Below are 20,289 nucleotides of genomic sequence, written 5' to 3'. Positions count from 1 at the left end.
CCTAATTCCTGGGCTGGGAAAGTACCCCGGACCCTCTTAACGATCTGTAAAGCGCGTTGGCGTTACCCGGAAGATCCGCCCAGTCTGGGGTGACCGGTGGGGCGAAGTGTGGCATTTGAAGGACTTGGGGGCGCTCCCCATATTCCTGACAGCCCAGACCACCGATCCGAAGAGGCGCCATTGTTCGAGACTGTGTTAACCCCGATCCACCGCAAGGGCTGGCCCCTGATCGCGGTCTTCGCCGCAGCGACCGTCCTGCTCTGGTGGCTCTGGACGCCGCTGGGCCTGCTGGGCCTGGTGCTGACCGCCTGGTGCGTCTATTTCTTCCGCGATCCGGACCGGGTGACGCCGACCCGCGCCGGGCTGGTGATCAGCCCCGCCGACGGCGTGGTGCAGATGATCCAGCCCGCTTCGCCGCCGCCGGAAATCAACATGGGCGGCCGCCCGTTGATGCGGATCAGTATCTTCATGAATGTGTTCAATGTTCATGTGAACCGGATTCCGGTCGATGCCGAGGTGGTGACCTTGGCCCACCGGCCGGGCAAGTTCGTCAACGCCTCGCTCGACAAGGCAAGCGAGGAGAATGAGCGGCAATCGGTGCACCTGCGCCTCCCCGACGGCCGCGATGTCGGCCTGGTGCAGATCGCCGGCCTGGTGGCGCGGCGCATCCACTGCGACCTGACCGCCGGAAGGCGGGTGCGGGCCGGGGAGCGGTTCGGTATCATCCGCTTCGGCAGCCGGGTCGATGTCTATCTGCCGGACGGCGTCCAGCCGCTGGTGGCGGTGGGACAGACCACGCTGGCCGGCGAGACCGTGATCGCCGACCTGAATTCCGAGGAGCCCGTAAGGCTCGGTGAACGCCGCTGACGCGGCTGGAGAAGTGACGATGCGCAAGGACGGATTGATGCGGATGCGGCGCAACCGGTTGAAGGATCACTCGATCAACCGGCTGATCCCGAACATGCTGACCCTGTTCGCGCTCTGCGCGGGCCTGACCAGCATCCGTTTCGCCATGGACCAGCGCTGGGAACATGCGGTGCTGGCGATCCTGTTCGCCGCGGTGTTCGACGCGCTCGACGGCCGGATCGCGCGGCTGCTCGATTCCTCCTCCAAGTTCGGCGCCGAGCTCGACTCCCTGAGCGACTTCGTCAGCTTCGGCGTGGCGCCCGCGGTGGTGCTCTTCATGTGGACCATGCAGGACGTGAAGGGCATCGGCTGGGCGCTGACCCTGCTGTTCAGCGCCGGCATGGCGCTCAGGCTCGCGCGCTTCAACACCAAGCTCGACAATGCGGATCTCCCGGCCTGGCACAGCCGCTTCTTCACGGGCGTCCCGGCGCCGGCCGCGGCCGGCCTGGTGCTGCTGCCGCTGGTCGCCTCGTTGCAATTCCCGGATCTCGAGATCCTGCGCAGCCCCTATGTGGCCGGCCCGGTCATGCTGGCGGTTGCGGGGCTGGCGGTCAGCCGCATCCCGACCTTCTCCTTCAAGCGGCTGAAGATCAGCCAGGCGCTGGTGCTGCCGACCATGATCGTGGTCGCGGTGCTGACCGCGCTCGCCCTGGCCGAGCCCTTCGCGACGCTGCTGCTGATCCTGGTCGCCTACATCTGCAGCATTCCCTTGAGCGTTGCATCACATCGCCGCCTGCAGCAGCAGCGCCCGATGCCGAGCGCCGCGGCACCGGTCAACGACGCGGACGCGGATCATCTCTGATCGCGGCGGCGCTGGATCTTCCAGCGCGCGTAGGCCGAGGCACCACGGCTGCATGCCCCCACCCAACCCTCCCCCTAAAGGAGGGAGGGCTTTTTCATCGAGCCGCTGCACGATCGCACTCCTTCCCCCTTCAGGGGGAAGGTCGGGATGGGGGTACGTGCAGCCGGTGATGGTTCAGAAATCGCGCTGAGGGAAGATCCAGCGACCGCAGCAATCAGCGGTGCAGGTGGTGGGCCTGCAGCGATTGGACGATCTCTTCCAGCTTCGAGCGGTCCATGATGTAGAGGTTGCGGCCTTTGCGCTTCAGCACGCCGCTGTCATAGAGCTGGCTGATCGCGCGGTTGACCGTCTCGCGCGTGGTCGAGGTCATGCTGGCGATCTCGTGCATCGGCGGCAGCGGCCGCACCACGAACAGGCCCGGCACCGCGGCGTCGGGCTGCGCCATGCGCAACAGCTCGGCATAGACGCGCTGGGCCGCCTGCAGGGTGGAAAGCTCCAGGATGCGCAAGCCGCTCGCCCGCACCATGCGCGCCAAGCGCTGCATCAGCTGGAAGGCCACCGTCGGATGGCCGCGCACGACCTCCAGGAACATCTCCGGCGGCATGATCGCGATCTCGCTCTTCTCGATCGCGGTCACGCTGGCGGAGCGCGGCTGGCCGTCGATCGCCGCCAGCTCGCCGAAGAAGTCGCCGGCCTTGACCGCCGCCAGGGTGACTTCGCGCCCGGCCGGCGAGAAGGTGATGACCGAGACCGAGCCCTTCAGGACGAAGAAGACCTCGCGGCTCTGCGAGCCCTTGTCGAGGATGGTCTCGTTGCGGGAATAGGTGCGCTTGTGACAGCGCTGCTCGATGCCGCGCTTCTCCTGCTCGTTCAGCTCCTCGAGCAGGCTGAAATCCCCCAGCCGTCGGCTGGCCTCCGGCGTTGCTGCAATCGTCCCCATGGCACCCACCCTAGCAGAAATTCACCTTAACGGAACCGCTGCAAACAGCCAATCACCGCGGATTCATGCAACGGGCGGCGCCGCAATTTAATCCTTGGCGCGGAATTGCACAAAAGAAGCAAGGATATAGGCCGGACTTGTCTCCGGCGGGGCTTTTTGGCAAAGGGGTTTGGGAAGATAAGGAGTGCAGGGCGCGAATGGCCAGCGAGACCAACGCCGCCGCCGATGATGACGAAGAGACCGAGTCGGTCCCCGGCGGCAAGAACTACATCACCCCGGACGGGTTCGAGCGGCTGAAGACCGAGCGCCGCCAGCTCTGGTCCGTGGACCGGCCGGAAATCGTCCGGGTGGTCGAATGGGCCGCCGGCAACGGCGACCGCTCGGAGAACGGCGACTATATCTACGGCAAGAAGCGGCTCCGCGAGATCGACCGCCGCCTGCGCTTCCTGGACAAGCGGCTGGCCGCCGCGGTCCCGGTCGATCCCGCGCGCCAGACCCGCCGCGACCAGGTCTTCTTCGGCGCGACCGTGACCTATGTGCGCGAAGACGACAGCGAGACAACCGTCACCATCACCGGCATCGACGAGACCACCTTCGCGCCCGGCCGGATCAGCTGGACCTCGCCGGTCGCCCGCGCGTTGATGCAGAAGCGGGTCGGCGACACCGTCAACGTGCGCACGCCGTCGGGCCCGGAACAGCTCGAGATTCTGTCGATCGTGTATCCGGACTGAGCGCTACTGCACCACGCCGCAGGCGATGCGCGGGCCGCCGCCGCCGAGCGGCTTCGGCTGGTCCGAATAATTGTCGCCGCCGGCATGGATCATCAGCGCATGGCCGATCATGTCGGCGAGCTTGAGATGCGGTGCCGTCAAGGTGCCGGTGGCGCTGCCGTCGTCGGCCACCTTCAGCACCGGCAGGTCGCCCTGATGCCCATCGCTTGCCGTGGGACCGAGATGCTTATGCGTCTCGTGCGGATCGAAATGGCCGCCGGCGGCGATGCCCGCGGCGATCTTGCCGTCCTGCTCGCCCGGCGCGCAGCTCGGGTTGGCGTGGAGATGGAAGCCATGCTCGCCCGGCGGCAGGCCTTTGAGGTTCGGCTTCAGGATCAAGCCATCGCCGGAATCCTCGAGCGCGATCGTGCCGATCGGGGCGCGGCCGCCTTCCGCCGAGATCAGGTTCATGGAAACCGTCTTGGTCTCCGCATGGGCGAGGCCGGTGCCGGCGGCGAGGAGGATGGCGCCGGCGGCAAGATGGCGGAATCGGGTCATTCGGATCTCCGGATGTTTCCGTTTGAGAGCAGGACCTGCACATCGTCCCAGATGATGATCTGGTTCCGTGACCGCCAGAGCGGTCCAGGATCGATGTAGGAACCCGCCAGCCGTCCGCCAAGTTTCAAATAGAAGTCGATCGCCGATTGATTGCCCTCGACCACGCCGAGGGCGACGCGGTCGTAACCCTGCGCCTGCAAGGCTTGCGCAAGATGGCGCATCAAAGCGCGTCCAATCCCCGCGCGCGCATAGGTGGAGTCCACGTAGAGATAGAGAATCTCGCCGTGGCCGCCGAGCTCCGGCACGGTCGCCGCGCCCGCGGTGCCGATGCCGACGATCCGACCATCGCGCTCCCCCACCAGCACGCTGCGTTCGGCTCTCGCGATCATCTCGACCCAGCGCGGCAGGCGCTTCGAGACGTCGAGGGCAACCATGACTTCGGGCGGCGCGAGATCGCGATAGGCCTCGCGCCAGACGGCGACATGCAACTCGGCGATGGCGCGCGCGTCTTCCAGCCGCGCAACGCGGATCGTCACCTCAGCGCCGCTCACGCGTGGTCGTCTCACGCGTCGCACGGGCGAACCAGATGACCGAGAGCACCTGCACCGCCAGCATCGACCCGAGCACGGTGGTGTAGCGGATCTCGGCCCCGGCGCCGAAGCCGATTGCGTCCAGGAGGTCGAGGGCCCAGCCGATGCCGGATTGGATCAAGGCCGCGGCCAGGAACAGCAGCAGGTTGAGGCTGGTCTGCGCCCGGCCCGCCAGCGCCGGGCCGAACTGATCGCCGAGGGTCACATAGGCGAGGTTGGAGCCCGAACCCGCCAGGCCCAGCACGCCGACCAGCAGCCAGGCCGGCAGGGCTACGTCGAGGATGATGCCGAGCTCGGCGCAGGCGAGGATCACGAAGCAGCCGATCATCACCGCCTTCAACCCGATGCCGTTGCGGTGCGCCCAGTCGGCGACGAAGCCGGTGATCAGCGAGCCGCCGGAGAAGGTGATCGCCATCGCCATCAGGTCGAAGGCGACATCGGCGCGGTCGAGGACGCGGACGTCGGTCAGCCAGCGCGCGATCCACAGACTCTGGATCGCGATGAAGCCGCCGGTGACGAAGGCGACCATCGGCGCGATGCCCCAGAAGGTTGGGGTGCTGAGGATCGGCCCGATGTCTTTCAACTGCGCGCGCCAGCCTTTCGGCGCGGCGGTCGCGTGTTCCGGCTGGCCGTTGCCCTGCGGTGCGAGCCAGTAGACCAGCACCGCCGTCAGCAAGGTCACCGCCGCCAGCAGATAGAACAGGCTGCGCCAGCCGAACTGGCTCGCCACCCAGTCCGACGGCCCGGTCGCGGCGAAGACGCCGAGCCCGCCGAAGGCGACGACGATCGAATTGGCCAGCGGCACCCGCGCGGCGGGCAGCCAGAGCGCATTCGCCTTGAAGGCCGCCATCAATCCGCCGGAAAGCCCGATGCCGATCACCGCGCGCGAGAGCGTGAGGGTGAGCGGATCCGGCCCGATGGCGAACAGCAGGCTGCCGAAGGCCGCGATGGCGAGCAGCACCGCATGGGTCCGTCGCGGCCCGTAGCGGTCGAGCAGCAGCCCGAGCGGCAGCTGGAACAAGGTGAAGGCATAGAGATAGGAGGAGGTGATGAGTCCGAGGCCGGCCTCGTCGAGGTTGAGCTCGGCGATCAGGTCCGGCGCGATCACCGAGTTCACGGTGCGGAAGAGATAGGAGATCAGATAGCCGCAGGAGAACGGCAGGATCACGCCGGCGATCAGGCGGGGGGTGATTTTGGCTTGATGGTGTTGATGCGTGATCATGCTTGAAGCTGCGTGAGGCTTCCCCGCGTCGCTTTCCGCGTCACCGCTATCAAACCGACCCGCCGACCGGGCTCTTCGCCAGGCTGCGGGCGGCGCGGCTGGCGCGGGCCATGTCGTAGAGCGTGTTGCCGGCGACCGCGGCCAAGGTGAGCGCGCCGCCGATCAGTGCCTGCGCGCCCGGGTCCTCGTCGAGGAACAGCCAGACCCAGAGCGGGCCCAGCACGCATTCGAGCAGGCCCAGCAAGGCCGCTTCGCCGGCGGGAATCAGCCTGGCGCCGGTCGAGAACCAGATGAGACCGATGGCAAGCTGGATGGCGCCGAACAGGAACAGCAGGCCGATATCGTTGATCGAAACCGGCAGCGGGTCGGGGCCGACGGTATAGCGTCCGACCAGTCCGACGCTCATCAGGATCGTCGCCGCGATGCACATCGCCGGAGTCATGCGGATCGAATGGTAGCGGCGCACCATCACGGTCGCGAGGCCGATGGCGAGCGCGATCACGCAGGAGAGCGCGATGCCGAGCGGGGTGCCGCGGCTTTCACCGCCGGACACCATGTACCAGACGCCGAACAATGCGACGAGCATGGCGAGGCTGCGGATCCAGCCCGGCGATTCCCGCATCCAGATCCAGGCGATGACGGCGGCGATGAACGGCGCGGTGCTCTGGATCACCAGGATCAGCGCCACGGTCGTCTCCCCCAGCGCAATCACGAAGGAGATCGACGCGGAGGCGAAGCAGCAGGCCACGACGAGCCCGGGAATTCCCAGCGCCTTGAACAGGGACCAGGTGTTTCGTCCGTCACGCACCAGCAGGAAGAGGAAAAGCGTGATCGCGGCGAAGAAGCCTCGCCCCGCGACCTGGGTCCAGACGTCGGCCTCGATATGCCGCGCGATCAGGCCACCGCTGCTCCAGCAGAAGGCCGCACCCAGAACCAGAATGGCACCCTTGCGATGCGCCTCGATCGCGCCCGACATCTTTCACCCCTGCAACGTCGCCGCGGAGATTAGCAGGGGAGGGGCGTGGGGCCGCAAGCGGCGGCGGCTCATGGCTGATATGCGAAGCGCGGTCGCGCGCGGTCGACGACTGGAGCTATTCCTGCACCGCCGCCAACCATTCCAAAAACACCAGGAACGGTGTTTCCTTCTCCGCGCCCGGGCGGTGGATGACATACCAGGCGCGCCGTTCCTCTTCGACGGTGAGCTCGAACGGCTTGACCAGTCGCCCCGCGGCGAGGTCGTCGGCTACGTAAGGCGCCCGCGCCAAGGCGACGCCCAATCCATCCAGCGCCGCCTGCAAGGCAAAGGCCGAATAGTCGAAGGACAGGCGCCGCCGGAGCTTGGCCGGATCGACCCCGGCCGCCGCCAGCCAGCGCGGCCAGTCCTGCGGCGAATGCTCGACCTCGAGCAGGGTCTGGCGCGCGAGATCGGCCGGCTTCTTCAACTGCGCCGCCAGCGCCGGTGCGGCGACCGGGAACAAGGCGGCGGTGAACAGCTGCCGGCCGGCATGGCCGGCGCCCGGCCCGTCGGCCAGGCGGATGGTCGCGGTCCAATCGGGCCGGAGCTCGGTCGGATCGCCGATCGCGGTCACCACCCGGACTTCGATCCCGGGATGGGCGCGCTGGAAGCCGGGCAGGCGCGGGATCAGCCAGCGCATCGCAAAGGTCGGCCCGACCGCGATGGTCACCGCGGGTCCGCCCGGCCGGCGCTGCAGGCTGGAGACCGCCGCCTCCAATTCGCGAAAGGCGTCGGAGAGCCGCGGCCCGAACACGCGTCCGGATTCGGAAAGCTCCAGCGTGTTGGCGCGGCGCTCGAACAGGCTGTGGCCGAGCCAGAGCTCCACTTCGCGCACCAGCCGGCTGATCGCGGTCTGGGTGACGTTGAGCTCATCCGCCGCCCGGGTGAAGCTGCCCAATCTGATGGCGGCCTCGACTGCTCTAAGTCCCTTTAAACTTGGAAGATTCATCAGTCTGTCCAACTTTTCCTCGGGCTATTCTGCCATAACCGCGCTGGCGGGCAAGCAGCGCGACGGGCAACACTCCGATCCGAACTTGGATGGGGTCGGATCATGGCTTCGATCGGGGTCTCGCTCGGAATGCTGCTGGGCGCGGTCTTTCCCAGCGTGCTCGCGACATCGTTCCTCTCCGGCATCTTCGGCATGGTGGGCGGGCTGATCCTGATGGGGATCCTGCTGATGGTGCTCCCGGTGCCGCTGGCGATGAGCCTGCACGCGATCACCCAGATGGCCTCGAACGGCTGGCGCGCCTTCCTCTGGCGCGCGCATGTGAAATGGAGCGTGCTGCCGGGCTATCTCGCCGGCTCGGGGGCGGCCTTCGCGCTCTTCGCCTGGATCGCGCTCTCGCCGCCGACGGAAGCGGTCTACATCGCGCTCGGCATGCTGCCTTTCGCCACCGCGGCGCTGCCGCAGCGTTGGTCGCTCGACATCGAGCGGCGCGGCGCGCCGACGCTGGTCGGCTTTCTGGTGATGGGCCTCAGCGTCTTCGCCGGCGTGTCCGGTCCGGCGCTCGACGTCTTCTTCGTGCGCACGGCGCTCGACCGCCGCACCATCGTCGCCACCAAGGCAATGACCCAGACCCTCGGTCATTGCTTGAAGTTCGCCTATTTCGCGCTGGTGATCGGCAGCGATCCCGCGGATCCGGTCCTGCCGCTGGCGGTCTATGCCGCGGCGGTCGGAACGGCGTTCATCGGCACCAGCTCGGCCCGGATCGTGCTCGATCGCCTGTCCAACCAGACCTTCCTGCGCTGGAGTCGTCGCCTGGTCCTGGGCGTCGGCGCCGCCTATCTCGGGCGCGGCCTCTGGCTGGTATTCGCCCATGGTTTTTAGCGATGATTCCAGACTATTCTGCCTGCCTTGGGAGTCGACCGGGAAGAAGGGTTCCGATGCGAAAGATTGCACTGCTTGGCGCGCTGCTGCTGCTCGCCGCCTGCGCCACGCAACAGCCGCCGGCGCCGGTGCAGCCGGCCGGGCCGATCCCCGCCAAGGACCGCTACGCCTTCACCAAGATCGACCAGCAGAGCTGCCCGACCGAGGCCAAGAGCTTCCTCGAATGGGTCGAGCGCTATGAGGCCTTCGCCTACAAGAACGGCCAGCCGAAGGAGCTGATCGCCGACGCCTTCGAGCAGGTGAAGGAGAATCCCGACATCACCGTGAAGCAGTCCAAGCAGCCGGAATTCGTGACCCCGGTCTGGACCTATCTCGCCAAGGCCGTCTCCGAGGACCGGGTGGCGCGCGGCCAGCAGCAATACATGCTGAACCGCGCCGTGGTCGACCAGGCGGCGCGGCAATACGGCGTCGATTCCGGGACCCTGATGGGGATCTGGGGCATCGAGACCGATTTCGGGCGCAACTTCGGCGACGTCAACGTGTTCGAGGCGCTCTCCAACCTCGGCTACGGCGCCAAGCGCACCGACTTCGCCTGCAAGGAACTGGCGGCGGCGCTGACCATCGCCAACCGCGACAAGATTCCGGTTTCGAAGATGGTCGGGTCCTGGGCCGGGGCGATGGGCCACAGCCAGTTCCTGCCCAGCAACTATATCGAGCTCGGCGTCGATGCCGATCGTTCGGGTGCCCCGGACCTCTGGACCTCGATGCCGGACGTCTTCGCCTCGACCGCGAACCATCTGACCAAGGCGGGCGGCGGCTGGATCGCCGGCGTGCCCTGGGGCATGGAAGTGAAGCTGCCGGCCGGCTTTCCCTATCAGGAGGCCGAACTCGACCTCGAGCAGCCGATCGCGCATTGGCGCCAGCTCGGGGTGAAGACGGTGGGCGGCATGAGCTTGCCGGAATATCCCGGCGGCACCTCGATCATCGTGCTCACGGGTTACAAGGGGCCGGCGTTTCTCATCACCAAGAACTTCAAGGCGATCCTGCGTTACAACAACTCGACCTCCTACGCGCTGTCGGTCGCCTATCTCGGCCAGCGCATCCTGGGCGGGCAGGGCGTGCAGGCGGCCTGGCCGACGGCGGAGCCGCCGCTCAACCTCGCCGAGCGCGAGGAGCTCCAGACGCGGCTTGCCGCGCAGGGCTTCGACGTCGGCAAGGTCGATGGCGTGCTTGGCTTGAAGACCCGCAAGGCCGCGCGCCTGTTTCAGGCCAAGGTCGGCCTGCCGCAGGACGGCTATGCCAACAAGGCGCTGCTGGAAGCCTTGCGCCGGCAGCCTTCCGTCTGATGAGCACCGCGGCGACCGTCGAGCGCATTCTCGAGCGGATCGGTCACCGCCAGCCGAAACTCGCGATCGTGCTGTCGACCGGCCTGCAGGCGGTGGACGGCGATGTCGAGGACCCGACCATCTTCGCCTATGCGGAGCTGCCCGGCTTTCCGAAGAGCGCCGTCGCCAGCCATCGCGGCCGCCTGCTGCTCGGCAAGCTCGCCGGCCACAGCGTGGCGCTGCTGGAAAGTCACGAGGACTACTATCGCGCCGGCCGGGTCGATGCGATGCGTGAGCCGCTCGAGGTCGCTTCCGCACTAGGCTGCGGCAAAGTCCTGCTCACCGCGGCGGCGCATTCGCTGCGCACCGATCTCGGTCCTGGACGCCTGGCGCTGGTGACCGGACATGCCATGCTCGGCGACCCCATGTCCTTGAGCCAGGGCTTCGGCACGCGCTATCCGATCGACTGGCATGCCGCCTATGAGCCCGTGCTGACCGAGCGGCTGGTCGCGGCCTCGGCGCGGGTCGAGGTGCCGCTGGCCTCCGGCTGCTTCGGCTGGGGCGCGGCGTCGCCCGCGGCGGCGCGCGACCAGGGCGCCGAGATGGTCGGCGTCTCGCTGATCCCCGAGGCAATCATCGCCCGCGCGCTCGGCATGCGCAGCGTCGCCATCGCCAATATCCTCGACTGGGCGCCCGGCGCCGCACCCGCCGGTATCTCGCCGGACCTCGCCCGCCAGCGCGCCGATTTCGGCGCCATCCATCTGCGCCGCATCCTCGCCGATTATCTGCAGCACGGCGGCGCCGACTGACGTCCCTTGACGCGGCCAGTCCGCGTTAACACTTCCGTCATCTGCGTTGCTTTTCCAGGACTGATCGGTATAGTCCCGGCCGCGGCGTCCGCGCCCGGGTTCCGCCAACGATATGGGATGAAAAAATGTTTGTTTCCGAGGCTTTAGCGCAGACCGCCGGTGCCGCCGCCCCGGCCAGCCCGCTGGGCGATATCGGCTTTTTCGTGCCGCTGATCCTCGTCTTCATCGTCATGTGGTTCTTCATGATCCGGCCGCAGCAGAAGAAGCAGAAGGCCCACCAGGCCATGGTCCGGGCCGCCAAGCGCGGCGACCGCATCGTCACCTCGGGCGGGCTGATCGGCACCATCTCCAAGGCCAACGAGGCCGACAACGATGTCGAGGTCGAGATCGCCAAGGACGTGAAGATCCGCGTCATGCGCCACGCCATCGCCGACATCATGAACCGCAACCCGGAAGCGGCGAAGCCGGCGGCCAAGGAAGCCAAGGAAAGCCCTAAGGATTCGAACAAGGAGGGTGCGAACGACGCCTGATTTAAGGCCAAGCTCGCAGTTCCGAAAACACGCCCGATGCTCCAGTTCTCGAAATTCAAAGTCACCATCATCCTCGGCATCATCCTGCTGGGGATCATCTTCTCCGCACCCAACCTGGTGCCTGAGGACAAGCTCGAAAGCTTGCCGGGCTGGCTGCCGAAGACGGTGATCAGCCTCGGCCTCGACCTCCAGGGCGGCTCGCACCTGCTCTACGAAGTCGATACCGGGAAATTCCTGAAGGAGCGCCTGGACGCCGTCGAGAACGACATCCGCGACAAGCTGACCAAGGGCGAGACCAAGTTCGGCTATCTCAATCTGCAGGCGAGCGCCGACACGGTGTCGCTGACCTTGCGCGATCCGACCCAGATCGACGCCGCGCGGCCGCTGCTGCAGCAGGCCACCACCGACATGGACCTGCAGATCGGGAGCGACGGCAAGGTCGTCGCCAAATACACCGACCAGACCCTGGCGCGCCTCAAGGCCCAGCTGATCGAGCAGTCGATCGAGGTCATCAGGAAGCGCATCGACGAGACCGGCACCAAGGAACCGACCATCATCCGCCAGGGCGAGGACCGCATCGTGGTCCAGCTGCCCGGCGTGAAGGAGCCGGAGCGCATCAAGGCGATCATCGACAAGACCGCCAAGATGACTTTCCACATGGTCGATGAAGCGGCCGAAGTGAGCGGCCAGCCCGGACCGACCGACATGGTGGTGAAGGTCCGCAACCCGCGCGACGACGGCGCCGCGCAGCTGATCGTGCAGAAGGTGCCGCTGCTCTCGGGCCAGAACCTGACCGATGCGCAGCAGACCTTCGAAGGCGGCGGCCAGCCGGTGGTGTCTTTCAAGTTCGACAGCATCGGCGCCAAGAAATTCGGCCAGATCACCTCGCAGAACGTCGGCAGGCGCTTCGCCATCATCCTTGACGGCGAGATCGTGACCGCGCCGGTGATCAAGGACGCGATCCTCGGCGGCAGCGGCATCATCAGCGGCAGCTTCACCGTGCAGACCGCCGGCGACCTGGCGCTGCTGCTCCGCGCGGGCGCGCTGCCGGCCGACCTGACCGTGATCGAGGAGCGCACCGTCGGCGCCGACCTCGGCGCGGATTCGATCGCCGCCGGCAAGAAGGCCTGCCTGATCGCGATCGTTCTCATCGTGGTTGCGATGCTGGTGCTCTACGGCTTCTTCGGGTTGATCGCCAACGTGGCGCTGGTGCTGAACGCGGTCCTGATTTTGGCCGGCCTCTCCGCGCTCGGCGCAACGCTCACCTTCCCCGGCATCGCCGGCCTGGTGCTGACTCTGGGCATGGCGGTCGATGCCAACGTGCTGATCCTGGAGCGCGTGCGCGAGGAGATGCGCCACGGCCGCTCGCCGGTGACGGCGATGGAATCCGGCTATCGCGAGGCCCAGGCCACCATCATCGACGCCAACGTCACCCACGTGATCGCGACCCTGTTCCTGTTCTGGTTCGGCTCCGGGCCGATCAAGGGCTTCGCCATCACGCTGCTGATCGGCGTCGTCACCTCCTTCTTCACCTCGGTCTACGTGACCCGGCTGATGACCTCGCTCTGGCTGCGCCGCGCGCGGCCCAAGGCACTGCCGCTCTGAGGCCAGGACCCATGTACAAGCCCATTCACCTCGTCCCCGCCAACACCAAGATCGACTTCATCCGCTTCCACAAGCCGGCGCTGCTGCTTTCGGTCATCATGGTGGTGGGCAGCGTCATCCTGCTGTTCACCAAGGGCCTGAACTACGGCATCGACTTCGCCGGCGGCGTGCTGATGGAAGTGCAGTCGAAGCAGGAGCAGGTGGTCGATCTCGGCGCGATGCGCGGCAAGCTCGACAGCCTGGAGATCGGCGAGATCGTGCTGCAGACCTTCGGCGCGCCGAACACCGTGCTGATCCGCATCCCGCAGCAGCATGGCGGCGAGGGCGCCACCCAGGAAGCCGTCGGCAAGGTGAAGACGGCGCTGGGCGACCAGTGGGATTACCGCCGCACCGAGACCGTCGGCCCCAAGGTCGGCTCGGAGCTGAAGTCGAGCGCGGTCTGGGCCTCGATCCTGGCGATCCTCGGCATCATGGGCTACGTCTGGTTCCGCTACGAATGGCAGTTCGGCATCAACGCGGTGCTGGCGCTGGCGCATGACTGCCTGACCACGGTCGGATTCTTCTCGCTGACCGGGCTGGAGTTCAACCTCACCACGGTCGCCGCGGTGCTGACCATCGCCGGATACTCGGTGAACGACACGGTCGTGATCTACGACCGCATCCGCTACGAGATGCGGCGCTACAAGACCATGCCGATGGCCGATCTCATCAACCTGTCGCTGAACACGACCTTGAGCCGCACCACGGTCACCAGCGGCCTCACCTTGCTCTCGGTGCTGGCGCTGGCGCTGTTCGGCGGCGAGGTGATGTTCGGCTTCTCGGTCGCGATGATCTGGGGCATCGTCATCGGCACCTATTCGACCATCTGCGTGGCCTCGCCGCTGCTGCTCTACATGCACCTCCACCGCATCCGCGAGAAGGACAGCAAGCCGGGTTCGGATCAAAAGAAAACGGATAAGCCCGCGCAGCAGGGCGCCTGATCCGGGATGGATCTGACCCCGCTCGTCCCGCAGGGCCGGCAGATCATCGAGAGCTACGGCGACGGCCGCTTCCGCGTCACCGGCGCCCTGCACCAGGGCTCGGTCCTGGTCTATCCCGACAAGACGGTGGCCTGGGAGGTCACGACCAGCGCCGCGCTCAGCGAGGAGAGCCTCGCCGGCATCGCCGCCGCGGGTGACGCGGGCATGATCGAGCTGCTGCTGATCGGCTGCGGCCCCCGGATGACCCTGATCCCGCCGAAGCTCCGCGCCGCGCTCCGGAGCCACGGCGTGGTCATCGAGCCGATGGATACCGGTGCCGCCGCCCGCACCTACAACGTGCTGGCCGCCGAGGGCCGCAAGGTCGCCGCCGCGCTGATCGCGGTCTGAGGTCGATAAGGCCTTGGAAATGGGCCATTCTCGACCAGCTCTCGAAGTCGAGGCGGTCCTATGCCAGTATCTAGGCAAAGCTGCTCCGGAGAAGCCCGATGGGCCAGGAAGACAAGCGCGACAGAGACGAAATCCTGCCGGAATTCGGCGTCACCCGGCGCGAGTTGGAAGCGGACGTCAAACGACGCATTGCTTCGCTCGATGCCGGAGCGGGAAAGACCACCCAGCAGCTCCGAGACGAGTTGCGCCAGCGGCAGCGTGATCGTGCCAAGGCGAAAGGACGCCGGCTGAGCTCACGCTGACGTGGCGACTTGGTCACCCGAAGCGCAGATGGATCTCGATGCCATCTGGCAGCATCAAGAGCGTTGGAACAGCCCCGATCGGGCGGACGAAGTCTGCCATTGGCTGCTCGAATTTGCTGACACGATAGAACCACGACGCTGGCCGGAGGCACCGATTGCGGGTGCCCGGAAGGTGACCAAAGAAGGCTATATCTTCCTCGTTCGTGACGCTGGACAGGAGGTCCAGATCATCGGTGTGTTCGGTCCGGGCATGAATTGGACGCTTCACGCTCGGGAACGGTAGGGATTGCTACTGCCAAACGAAAAACGGCGCCTTTCGGCGCCGCTTCCGCAGTCGGTTGAGACCGGCATCAGCCCATCTTCTGCATCACCATGCAATAGAGCATGGGGATCGAGAGCATGGTGTTGGTGCGCGAGGCGAGCATGGCGAGACGCGCGGCGGCAGTCTTCTGGTCCGCGGTGGCCTCGACGATGCCGAGCGCCTTCTTCTGGTTCGGCCAGATCACGAACCAGACATTGGCGGCCATGATCAGCGCCAGCCACATGCCGATGCCGATCGTCGCGAAGCCGCTCTGGAAGGAGAGCGCCTCGACGATGTAGCGGTTGGCGCCGGCGGTCAGGATGCCGAACACCACGGTCAGCAAGGCGGCCCAGCGGAAGAAGAACAGGGCGGCGGGCGCGATGTGCTTGCCGACGGCGGGTTTGAGCTCGGCCGGGATCTTGGGCATGGTCGGGATCTGCACGAAGTTGAAGTAGTAGAGCAGGCCAATCCAGAGGATGCCGAAGAAGACGTGGACCCAGCGCATGATGCCGGCCCAATAGGCCTCGGTCGCCAGATAGTCGGGATGGCGCAGAACCGCGACGATGATCGCCAGCACCAGGCCCAGGCCCAAGGTGCGGTGCAGATTTTCCAGAATCTTACCCATGTGACTCCCCCTTGATGGCGCATTCGCCGCCCGAGAATCTTATGGAGTCGGGCGCGGCAGGCGCTCGCCGCATTCTACAGAATGGGCTAAGGGTGACAACGGGATTACGGAAATCCCCTGGTATTTTAGGGCTTTGCGCGTGACCCCCAGAAAAACCAATGGCGACAAAACCAATGACGACTCCGGCATCGAATACTGCCTGGCGCAGATCCGGCGCTACGACCGCGACCGCACCCTGACGGTGCTCGCGGCGCCGCGGGCAGCCGCGGCCGACCTCGCCGTGCTCTATGCCTTCAACCTGGAGATCACGCTGGTGCGCGACTCGGTGACCGAGCCGATGCTGGGCCGCATCCGCCTGCAATGGTGGCGCGAGGCGCTGGCGGAGGTCTACGCCGGCCGCCCGCGCCGCCACGCCGTGCTGGAAAGCCTCGCCGCCCTGCATGCACGCGCACCGCTCAGCCGTCAGCATTTCGAGCGCCTGATCGACGCCCGCGAGACCGAGTTCGACGAGGTCATTCCGGCAGATCTCGCAGCGCTCGAATCCTATGCCGATGCGACTTCCGGCGATCTCCTGCGCCTGGCCGCCGAAGCCGCGGGAATCGATCCCGTCTCGGGGGATGCGGCAACTCTCATCCGCCACGTCGGCATCGGCTTCAGCCTCACCGGGATTGCGCGGGCGACGCTCTACCTCGCGCGGCGGCGCCACACGCTGCTGCCGCAAAGCCTGCTGGCGAAGCATGGCGTCTCGCTCGACCGGCTCTACGAGCTGAAGCCGCAGCCCGGATTGAACGCGGCCATCGCCGAGCTCGCCGCGGCCGCGCGCGGCCATCTCGACGCCGCGCGCCGACTGCCGGCGCCGTCGCCGCTGCTGCCCGCCCTGCGGATCGGCACCCTGGCGCGGGCACATCTCGCGCGTCTCCGACATCGCGACCACGATCTCTTCGACCCGCGCAGCATCGAGGCAAGCCCGCGCGACATCTGGCGTATCGCCGGCAAGCGTCTGATCGGTTCCTGGTAGCGAGAACTAGTTCGCCGCACCCACGGTGGGCGTGGAGGAGAAGGCGGCGGCGGCGTCGATGCGGCCCCAGCCGAACTCGGGATCCTTCTTCGGCGCGCCGAGGTCGGTGGCGCTGCTCTCCATGATGCGTCGGATGTCGATCGAGGTGAGCTTGGGATCGGCCGAGAGCAGCACCGCGGCCAAGCCCGTGGCATAGCCGGTCGCCATCGAGGTGCCGGTGAAATAATCATAGGCGCTGGCGCCGCCCTTGCCCGGCTTGGCGGCGATCACCGCGACACCCGGTGCGGCGACCGCGATATAGTCGCCGCGATTGGCGCCGTCGAACAGGCGGTCCTTGTCGTCGGTCGCGGTCACCGCGATGACGCCGCGCTGCGCCGCCGGATAGCAGGGCGGCGCATCGGGCCCGGAATTGCCGGCCGCCGCGATCACGATGACGCCGGTCAGCACCGCCTGCTGCACCACCATCCGCACCAGCGGATCGTTCGGCCCGCCGATGCTCATGTTGATGATGCGCGCCTTCTTCTCGAGCGCGACCGAGATCGCCTGCGAGACGTGATAGGAGTCCGAGGTCGAGGCGCCGGTCTTCGGGTCGATTTCGCTGAAGGCGCGGATGGCGAGGATGTTCGCCGCCGGGGCCAGGCCCTTCACCTTGCCGGAGCCGGCGATGATACTGGCGACCACGGTGCCGTGGGTCTCGCCGGGCGGTGTCTTCTTCTCATCGACCAGATCGATCGCGGTGATGTTGTCGCGGTTGAGGGATTCATGCTCCAGCGCGACGCCGCTGTCGATCAACGCCACGCTGACGCCCTGGCCGCGCGCCGCCTGAGGCAGGGAATCGGCGCGGATCTTGGCCAGCGCATATTGCTTGCTCGCCGCGGCGTTGGAACCCTCCATCGTCCGGTGCGCGAAGTCGAACTGCACCCAGAGCGGCCGGCGGTCGTTGCTCGCCTGCTGCAGGATCGTGTCGGCGTTGCCGCCGGCGGGGATCCGCAGCAGGAAGACGCGCAGGCCGAGGCCCGCCATCTCATAGTTTCGCTCGATCTCGAGGTTGAGCGATTCCGCGAAGGCATTCGGGGTGTCGTCCGGCGTATCCGGCCGGAACACCGCGATCAAGAGATCCGGCGCATGCGGCGCGTTGCCGTTCGGCTGTCCGCCCGGGGTGCCGCCACCGCCCGGAAGGCCCGGCAGTTCATCGCCGATCAGCGGCGTGGTCGGCAGCCGCGGCGCCATGCCGGCGTCCCCGCCGCCGCCGCGCGGCTGCGCCTCGGCGATTCCAGCCGACAGCCACAAAGCCGCGGCCGCGATCAGCAGCAGTCCCAACCGCTTCGTCACGGTCGGCGCGCCGCGCATCTCTCTAGGATCCCTGATCGACGCCGGCCACCAGGTCGGCATGGCCGCGCAGCACCGTCATCGCCGCATTGGGATCGGCATCCTTCTGCAAGGCGATCACGAAGGCGCCGTCCGGCATCGGTCCCTTGACCACCGTGGCGTCGAGATCGGAGAGCAGCATGGTGATGGCGCTCAACTTCGCGTCGGGCTGGAACTGCACGATGAGCTGCGGCCCGGTCGCCGCTTCCGGCGCGGCGGCGGTCTGGTAGCCCGCCTGCTCGCCGCCGGTGGCGAGCTTCAGCAGTGCGGCACTCTCGGCGACGATCAGCAGGCAGGCGGCGACCATGGCGAAACGCAAGGCCGGCGTCGGGGTGAAGCCGAACAGGCGCGCGAGAAAGCCCGGCGCCTTCTCCGCGTCGTCGCGGGCGATCGGCTGCAGCTGCCGCACGCCGTCGAGCTGGCCCAGCATCTGGTTGAGGAGCTCCGGGTCGGGCTCGCCCAGCGCCTTCACGCTCTCGACCGAGACCTGCTTCTCCCGGCGCACTAGGTTGAGCTCGGCCTGCAGCCGCGGACTTGCGCTGAGCTTCTGCTCGATCGCCGCGGTTTCGGCCGCCGTGGTCTTGCCGCTGGCATACCAGGGCAGCAGCTCCAGCACGTCCTCGTCGGTCAGGGATTCGGCTCTTGCGGTCTGTTGGGTCATGCCACCATTCCCTCGACGCCGGATTTCTCGAGCAGCGCCTTCAACCGCTGGCGCGCATAGAACATCCGCGTCTTCACCGTGTTGGCCGGCAGGTCCAGCGCGTCCGCGATCTCCTGGACCGAAAACTCCTGATAATAAGCGAGATGCAGGATCTCGCGGTGCTCGAACGAAAGCTGCTCCATCAGCGCGCCGATCAGCCGGCTCATGTCGCCGCTCATCGCATTCTGGTCGGGCGTCGGCGCGTCGTCTTCGATCGCCGCTGCCTGCTCTTCGTCCAGGGCGGTCTCACGCTTCTTGCGCAGGCGGCTGACCGCGCGGTGATGCGCGATCGAGAATACCCAGGTATTCACCGAGGCGCGGCCCTCGAACCGCGCCGCCTGGCGCCAAACCTCCATCATGGTCTCGTTGAGGACGTCCTCGACCATCTCCCGCTCCCGTACCAGCTTCATCAGGTAGCCGAAGAGCGGCCGCTGCAGGCGGCGGTAGAGCTCCGAAAAGGCGTTGCGGTCTCCCGCCGCGACCCGCTGCAGCAGCGCGACATCGGCGACGCCGTCCCCGCTTTTCCCCCGCGATCCGGCCATCTTCATTATGTCCGTCGCCCGAACCGGCGATCCGGTTCCGGAAAATGTAAGCTTTGCCGGAATTTCTTCATAAATGCCTGATATGCCTGGGTTGCAGGTGGTTCATCGCCCCTGCCCGGAACCCAGAGAAGCTAGCCGAGGGCCGGGGTCTTGTCCATTTTTTGGCCGGTTTGCCGTGGTCTTAACCGGCTTGCCGTCGTCTCGGGGCTGGGTTAATGACCGGCCAGTAACGCCGTCCTGCGGAGCCCTGCCATGGCCACTGTCGTCAACTGCGCCGCCTACGAGAACGGCCGCCGGGTCACCGACCTCGACATCAACGATCCGGAGCAGATGAAGCCCAGGGCCGGGCGGGTGATCTGGATCGGCCTGCACGAGCCGACCCAGGACGTGCTGATCAAGCTGCAGGGCTATTTCGGCCTGCACGACCTGGCGGTCGAGGACGCCTACCGCGCCCACCAGCGCCCGAAGCTCGAGGTCTACGGCGAAACCCTGTTCGTGGTCATGAAGACCGGCCAGTTCGTCGGCGAGCATGTCGCCATGGGCGAGACCTGCTTCTTCATCGGCAAGGGCTACGTGATCTCGGTCCGCCACGGGCCCTCGATGGGCTATGCCGACGTCCGGGCCCGCTGCGAGAACGCCCCGGAGAAGCTGAAGAAGGGCGAGGACTTCATCGTCTACGCCCTGATGGATTTCATCGTCGACCGCTACTTCCCGATCATCGACCACCTGGAAGAGCTGGTCGAGGACCTGGAGGAGCGGGTCTTCTCCGGCACCGAGGAGCGTGACGCGCTGGAGGAGATCGCCGAGCTCCGCCGCGACCTCTTGGAGATGCGCCATGCGGTGGCGCCGCTGCCGGAAATCTGCCAGCGGCTGATGCGCTACGACGTGCCGATCATCGACGCCAATACCCATCCCTATTTCCGCGACGTGTTCGACCACAGCCATATCCTGCTGGAGCGGATCGACGCCTTGCGCGAAATGGTGAAGACGGTGGTGGAATCGAAGATGCTGCTCAACGCCATGAAGCAGAACGAGGTGATGAAGAAGCTGGCGGCCTGGGCCGCCATGCTGGCGGTCCCGACCGCCGTCACCGGCATCTACGGCATGAACTTCGTCCACATGCCCGAGCTCGACTGGACCTACGGCTTCTACGCCACCATGGTCTTCATCGCGATCATCTGCGCCGGGCTCTACTGGCGGTTCAGGAAGGCCGGCTGGTTGTAGTT

At 66.8% G+C, this 20,289-nt stretch carries 24 protein-coding genes; 14 read left to right on the top strand and 10 right to left on the bottom strand.

Annotated features, from left to right (window positions below; all coding sequences use genetic code 11):
- The first annotated feature begins 180 nt into the window (after positions 1-180).
- Positions 181-867 (top strand): phosphatidylserine decarboxylase, encoded by a 687-nt coding sequence (locus tag ACH2CY_RS07220; RefSeq protein ID WP_395017608.1) that lies wholly within the window; start codon positions 181-183, stop codon positions 865-867.
- 19 nt (positions 868-886) lie between these two features.
- Positions 887-1,708, top strand: coding sequence for a CDP-alcohol phosphatidyltransferase family protein (locus tag ACH2CY_RS07215; protein ID WP_395017605.1), 822 nt, complete (start codon positions 887-889; stop codon positions 1,706-1,708).
- Between the two features lie 214 nt (positions 1,709-1,922).
- Here the strand turns inward: ACH2CY_RS07215 and ACH2CY_RS07210 are convergent, their stop codons facing one another.
- Positions 1,923-2,648, bottom strand: a complete 726-nt coding sequence (locus ACH2CY_RS07210; RefSeq protein ID WP_395017602.1) for a Crp/Fnr family transcriptional regulator — start codon at positions 2,646-2,648, stop codon at positions 1,923-1,925.
- Between the two features lie 197 nt (positions 2,649-2,845).
- Between ACH2CY_RS07210 and greB the strand changes: the two genes are divergently transcribed.
- Positions 2,846-3,379: a transcription elongation factor GreB gene (gene greB / locus ACH2CY_RS07205; protein ID WP_395017601.1), complete on the top strand. Its 534-nt coding sequence runs from the start codon at positions 2,846-2,848 to the stop codon at positions 3,377-3,379.
- A gap of 3 nt (positions 3,380-3,382) precedes the next feature.
- On the opposite strand, the gene sodC is transcribed toward greB, so the two are convergent.
- The 5 genes from sodC to ACH2CY_RS07180 form a co-directional block, all read right to left on the bottom strand.
- On the bottom strand, positions 3,383-3,916 hold the full coding sequence (gene sodC, locus ACH2CY_RS07200) for a superoxide dismutase [Cu-Zn] SodC (protein ID WP_395017599.1): 534 nt from the start codon (positions 3,914-3,916) through the stop codon (positions 3,383-3,385).
- Positions 3,913-4,467 (bottom strand): GNAT family N-acetyltransferase, encoded by a 555-nt coding sequence (locus ACH2CY_RS07195; RefSeq protein ID WP_395017596.1) that lies wholly within the window; start codon positions 4,465-4,467, stop codon positions 3,913-3,915. The genes sodC and ACH2CY_RS07195 overlap by 4 nt, the downstream gene beginning before the upstream one ends.
- A complete protein-coding gene (locus tag ACH2CY_RS07190; protein ID WP_395017594.1) occupies positions 4,454-5,728 on the bottom strand; it encodes a nitrate/nitrite transporter in 1,275 nt (424 codons plus the stop codon). The genes ACH2CY_RS07195 and ACH2CY_RS07190 overlap by 14 nt, the downstream gene beginning before the upstream one ends.
- A 49-nt stretch (positions 5,729-5,777) precedes the next feature.
- Complete coding sequence (locus ACH2CY_RS07185; protein WP_395017591.1) at positions 5,778-6,704, bottom strand: DMT family transporter; 927 nt, start codon at positions 6,702-6,704, stop codon at positions 5,778-5,780.
- Positions 6,705-6,819: 115 nt separating this feature from the next.
- Positions 6,820-7,692 (bottom strand): LysR substrate-binding domain-containing protein, encoded by an 873-nt coding sequence (locus tag ACH2CY_RS07180; protein ID WP_395017588.1) that lies wholly within the window; start codon positions 7,690-7,692, stop codon positions 6,820-6,822.
- A gap of 102 nt (positions 7,693-7,794) precedes the next feature.
- On the opposite strand from ACH2CY_RS07180, the gene ACH2CY_RS07175 reads away from it, so the two are divergent.
- From ACH2CY_RS07175 to ACH2CY_RS07135, 9 genes are all read left to right on the top strand, one after another.
- Entirely contained in the window at positions 7,795-8,571 is a 777-nt protein-coding gene (locus tag ACH2CY_RS07175; protein ID WP_395017586.1) for a TSUP family transporter, read from the top strand.
- A gap of 56 nt (positions 8,572-8,627) precedes the next feature.
- Complete coding sequence (locus ACH2CY_RS07170) at positions 8,628-9,917, top strand: lytic murein transglycosylase (protein WP_395017583.1); 1,290 nt, start codon at positions 8,628-8,630, stop codon at positions 9,915-9,917.
- Positions 9,917-10,705, top strand: a complete 789-nt coding sequence (locus tag ACH2CY_RS07165) for a hypothetical protein (RefSeq protein WP_395017580.1) — start codon at positions 9,917-9,919, stop codon at positions 10,703-10,705. Before ACH2CY_RS07170 ends, ACH2CY_RS07165 begins: the two co-directional genes overlap by 1 nt.
- Positions 10,706-10,830: 125 nt before the next feature.
- Positions 10,831-11,235 (top strand): preprotein translocase subunit YajC, encoded by a 405-nt coding sequence (gene yajC / locus ACH2CY_RS07160; protein WP_395017578.1) that lies wholly within the window; start codon positions 10,831-10,833, stop codon positions 11,233-11,235.
- Between the two features lie 36 nt (positions 11,236-11,271).
- Complete coding sequence (secD, locus tag ACH2CY_RS07155) at positions 11,272-12,840, top strand: protein translocase subunit SecD (protein WP_395017575.1); 1,569 nt, start codon at positions 11,272-11,274, stop codon at positions 12,838-12,840.
- Positions 12,841-12,851: 11 nt separating this feature from the next.
- Positions 12,852-13,820 (top strand): protein translocase subunit SecF, encoded by a 969-nt coding sequence (secF, locus tag ACH2CY_RS07150; RefSeq protein ID WP_395017572.1) that lies wholly within the window; start codon positions 12,852-12,854, stop codon positions 13,818-13,820.
- A gap of 6 nt (positions 13,821-13,826) precedes the next feature.
- The gene (locus ACH2CY_RS07145; RefSeq protein ID WP_395017569.1) at positions 13,827-14,207 is read left to right on the top strand and encodes an Mth938-like domain-containing protein; all 381 of its coding nucleotides are present in this window, start codon (positions 13,827-13,829) and stop codon (positions 14,205-14,207) included.
- Positions 14,208-14,305: 98 nt separating this feature from the next.
- A complete protein-coding gene (locus ACH2CY_RS07140) occupies positions 14,306-14,509 on the top strand; it encodes a hypothetical protein (RefSeq protein WP_395017566.1) in 204 nt (67 codons plus the stop codon).
- A 28-nt stretch (positions 14,510-14,537) separates the two neighbouring features.
- Positions 14,538-14,792: a hypothetical protein gene (locus ACH2CY_RS07135; RefSeq protein WP_395017564.1), complete on the top strand. Its 255-nt coding sequence runs from the start codon at positions 14,538-14,540 to the stop codon at positions 14,790-14,792.
- Positions 14,793-14,859: 67 nt separating this feature from the next.
- Here ACH2CY_RS07135 and ACH2CY_RS07130 read toward each other — a convergent pair whose 3' ends face one another.
- On the bottom strand, positions 14,860-15,435 hold the full coding sequence (locus ACH2CY_RS07130; protein WP_395017562.1) for a urate hydroxylase PuuD: 576 nt from the start codon (positions 15,433-15,435) through the stop codon (positions 14,860-14,862).
- A 139-nt stretch (positions 15,436-15,574) separates the two neighbouring features.
- Here ACH2CY_RS07130 and ACH2CY_RS07125 point away from each other — a divergent pair, with 139 nt between their 5' ends.
- Positions 15,575-16,453 (top strand): squalene/phytoene synthase family protein, encoded by an 879-nt coding sequence (locus ACH2CY_RS07125; protein WP_395017559.1) that lies wholly within the window; start codon positions 15,575-15,577, stop codon positions 16,451-16,453.
- Between the two features lie 6 nt (positions 16,454-16,459).
- Here ACH2CY_RS07125 and ACH2CY_RS07120 read toward each other — a convergent pair whose 3' ends face one another.
- From ACH2CY_RS07120 to ACH2CY_RS07110, 3 genes are read right to left on the bottom strand one after another with little or no spacing between them, the layout of a single operon-like run.
- Positions 16,460-17,803, bottom strand: a complete 1,344-nt coding sequence (locus ACH2CY_RS07120) for a S8 family serine peptidase (protein ID WP_395017556.1) — start codon at positions 17,801-17,803, stop codon at positions 16,460-16,462.
- A gap of 4 nt (positions 17,804-17,807) precedes the next feature.
- Positions 17,808-18,482, bottom strand: a complete 675-nt coding sequence (locus ACH2CY_RS07115; protein WP_395017553.1) for a hypothetical protein — start codon at positions 18,480-18,482, stop codon at positions 17,808-17,810.
- A complete protein-coding gene (locus ACH2CY_RS07110) occupies positions 18,479-19,063 on the bottom strand; it encodes a sigma-70 family RNA polymerase sigma factor (protein WP_395017550.1) in 585 nt (194 codons plus the stop codon). The genes ACH2CY_RS07115 and ACH2CY_RS07110 overlap by 4 nt, the downstream gene beginning before the upstream one ends.
- A gap of 252 nt (positions 19,064-19,315) precedes the next feature.
- On the opposite strand from ACH2CY_RS07110, the gene corA reads away from it, so the two are divergent.
- Complete coding sequence (corA, locus tag ACH2CY_RS07105; RefSeq protein ID WP_395017548.1) at positions 19,316-20,287, top strand: magnesium/cobalt transporter CorA; 972 nt, start codon at positions 19,316-19,318, stop codon at positions 20,285-20,287.
- Positions 20,288-20,289: the final 2 nt, after the last annotated feature.

Origin of the sequence: Dongia sp. (assembly GCF_041905885.1) — a bacterium.
GTDB lineage: Bacteria > Pseudomonadota > Alphaproteobacteria > Dongiales > Dongiaceae > Dongia.
The sequence above is the reverse complement of the archived record's forward strand: the minus strand, read 5'-3'. Positions and strand labels throughout refer to the sequence as shown.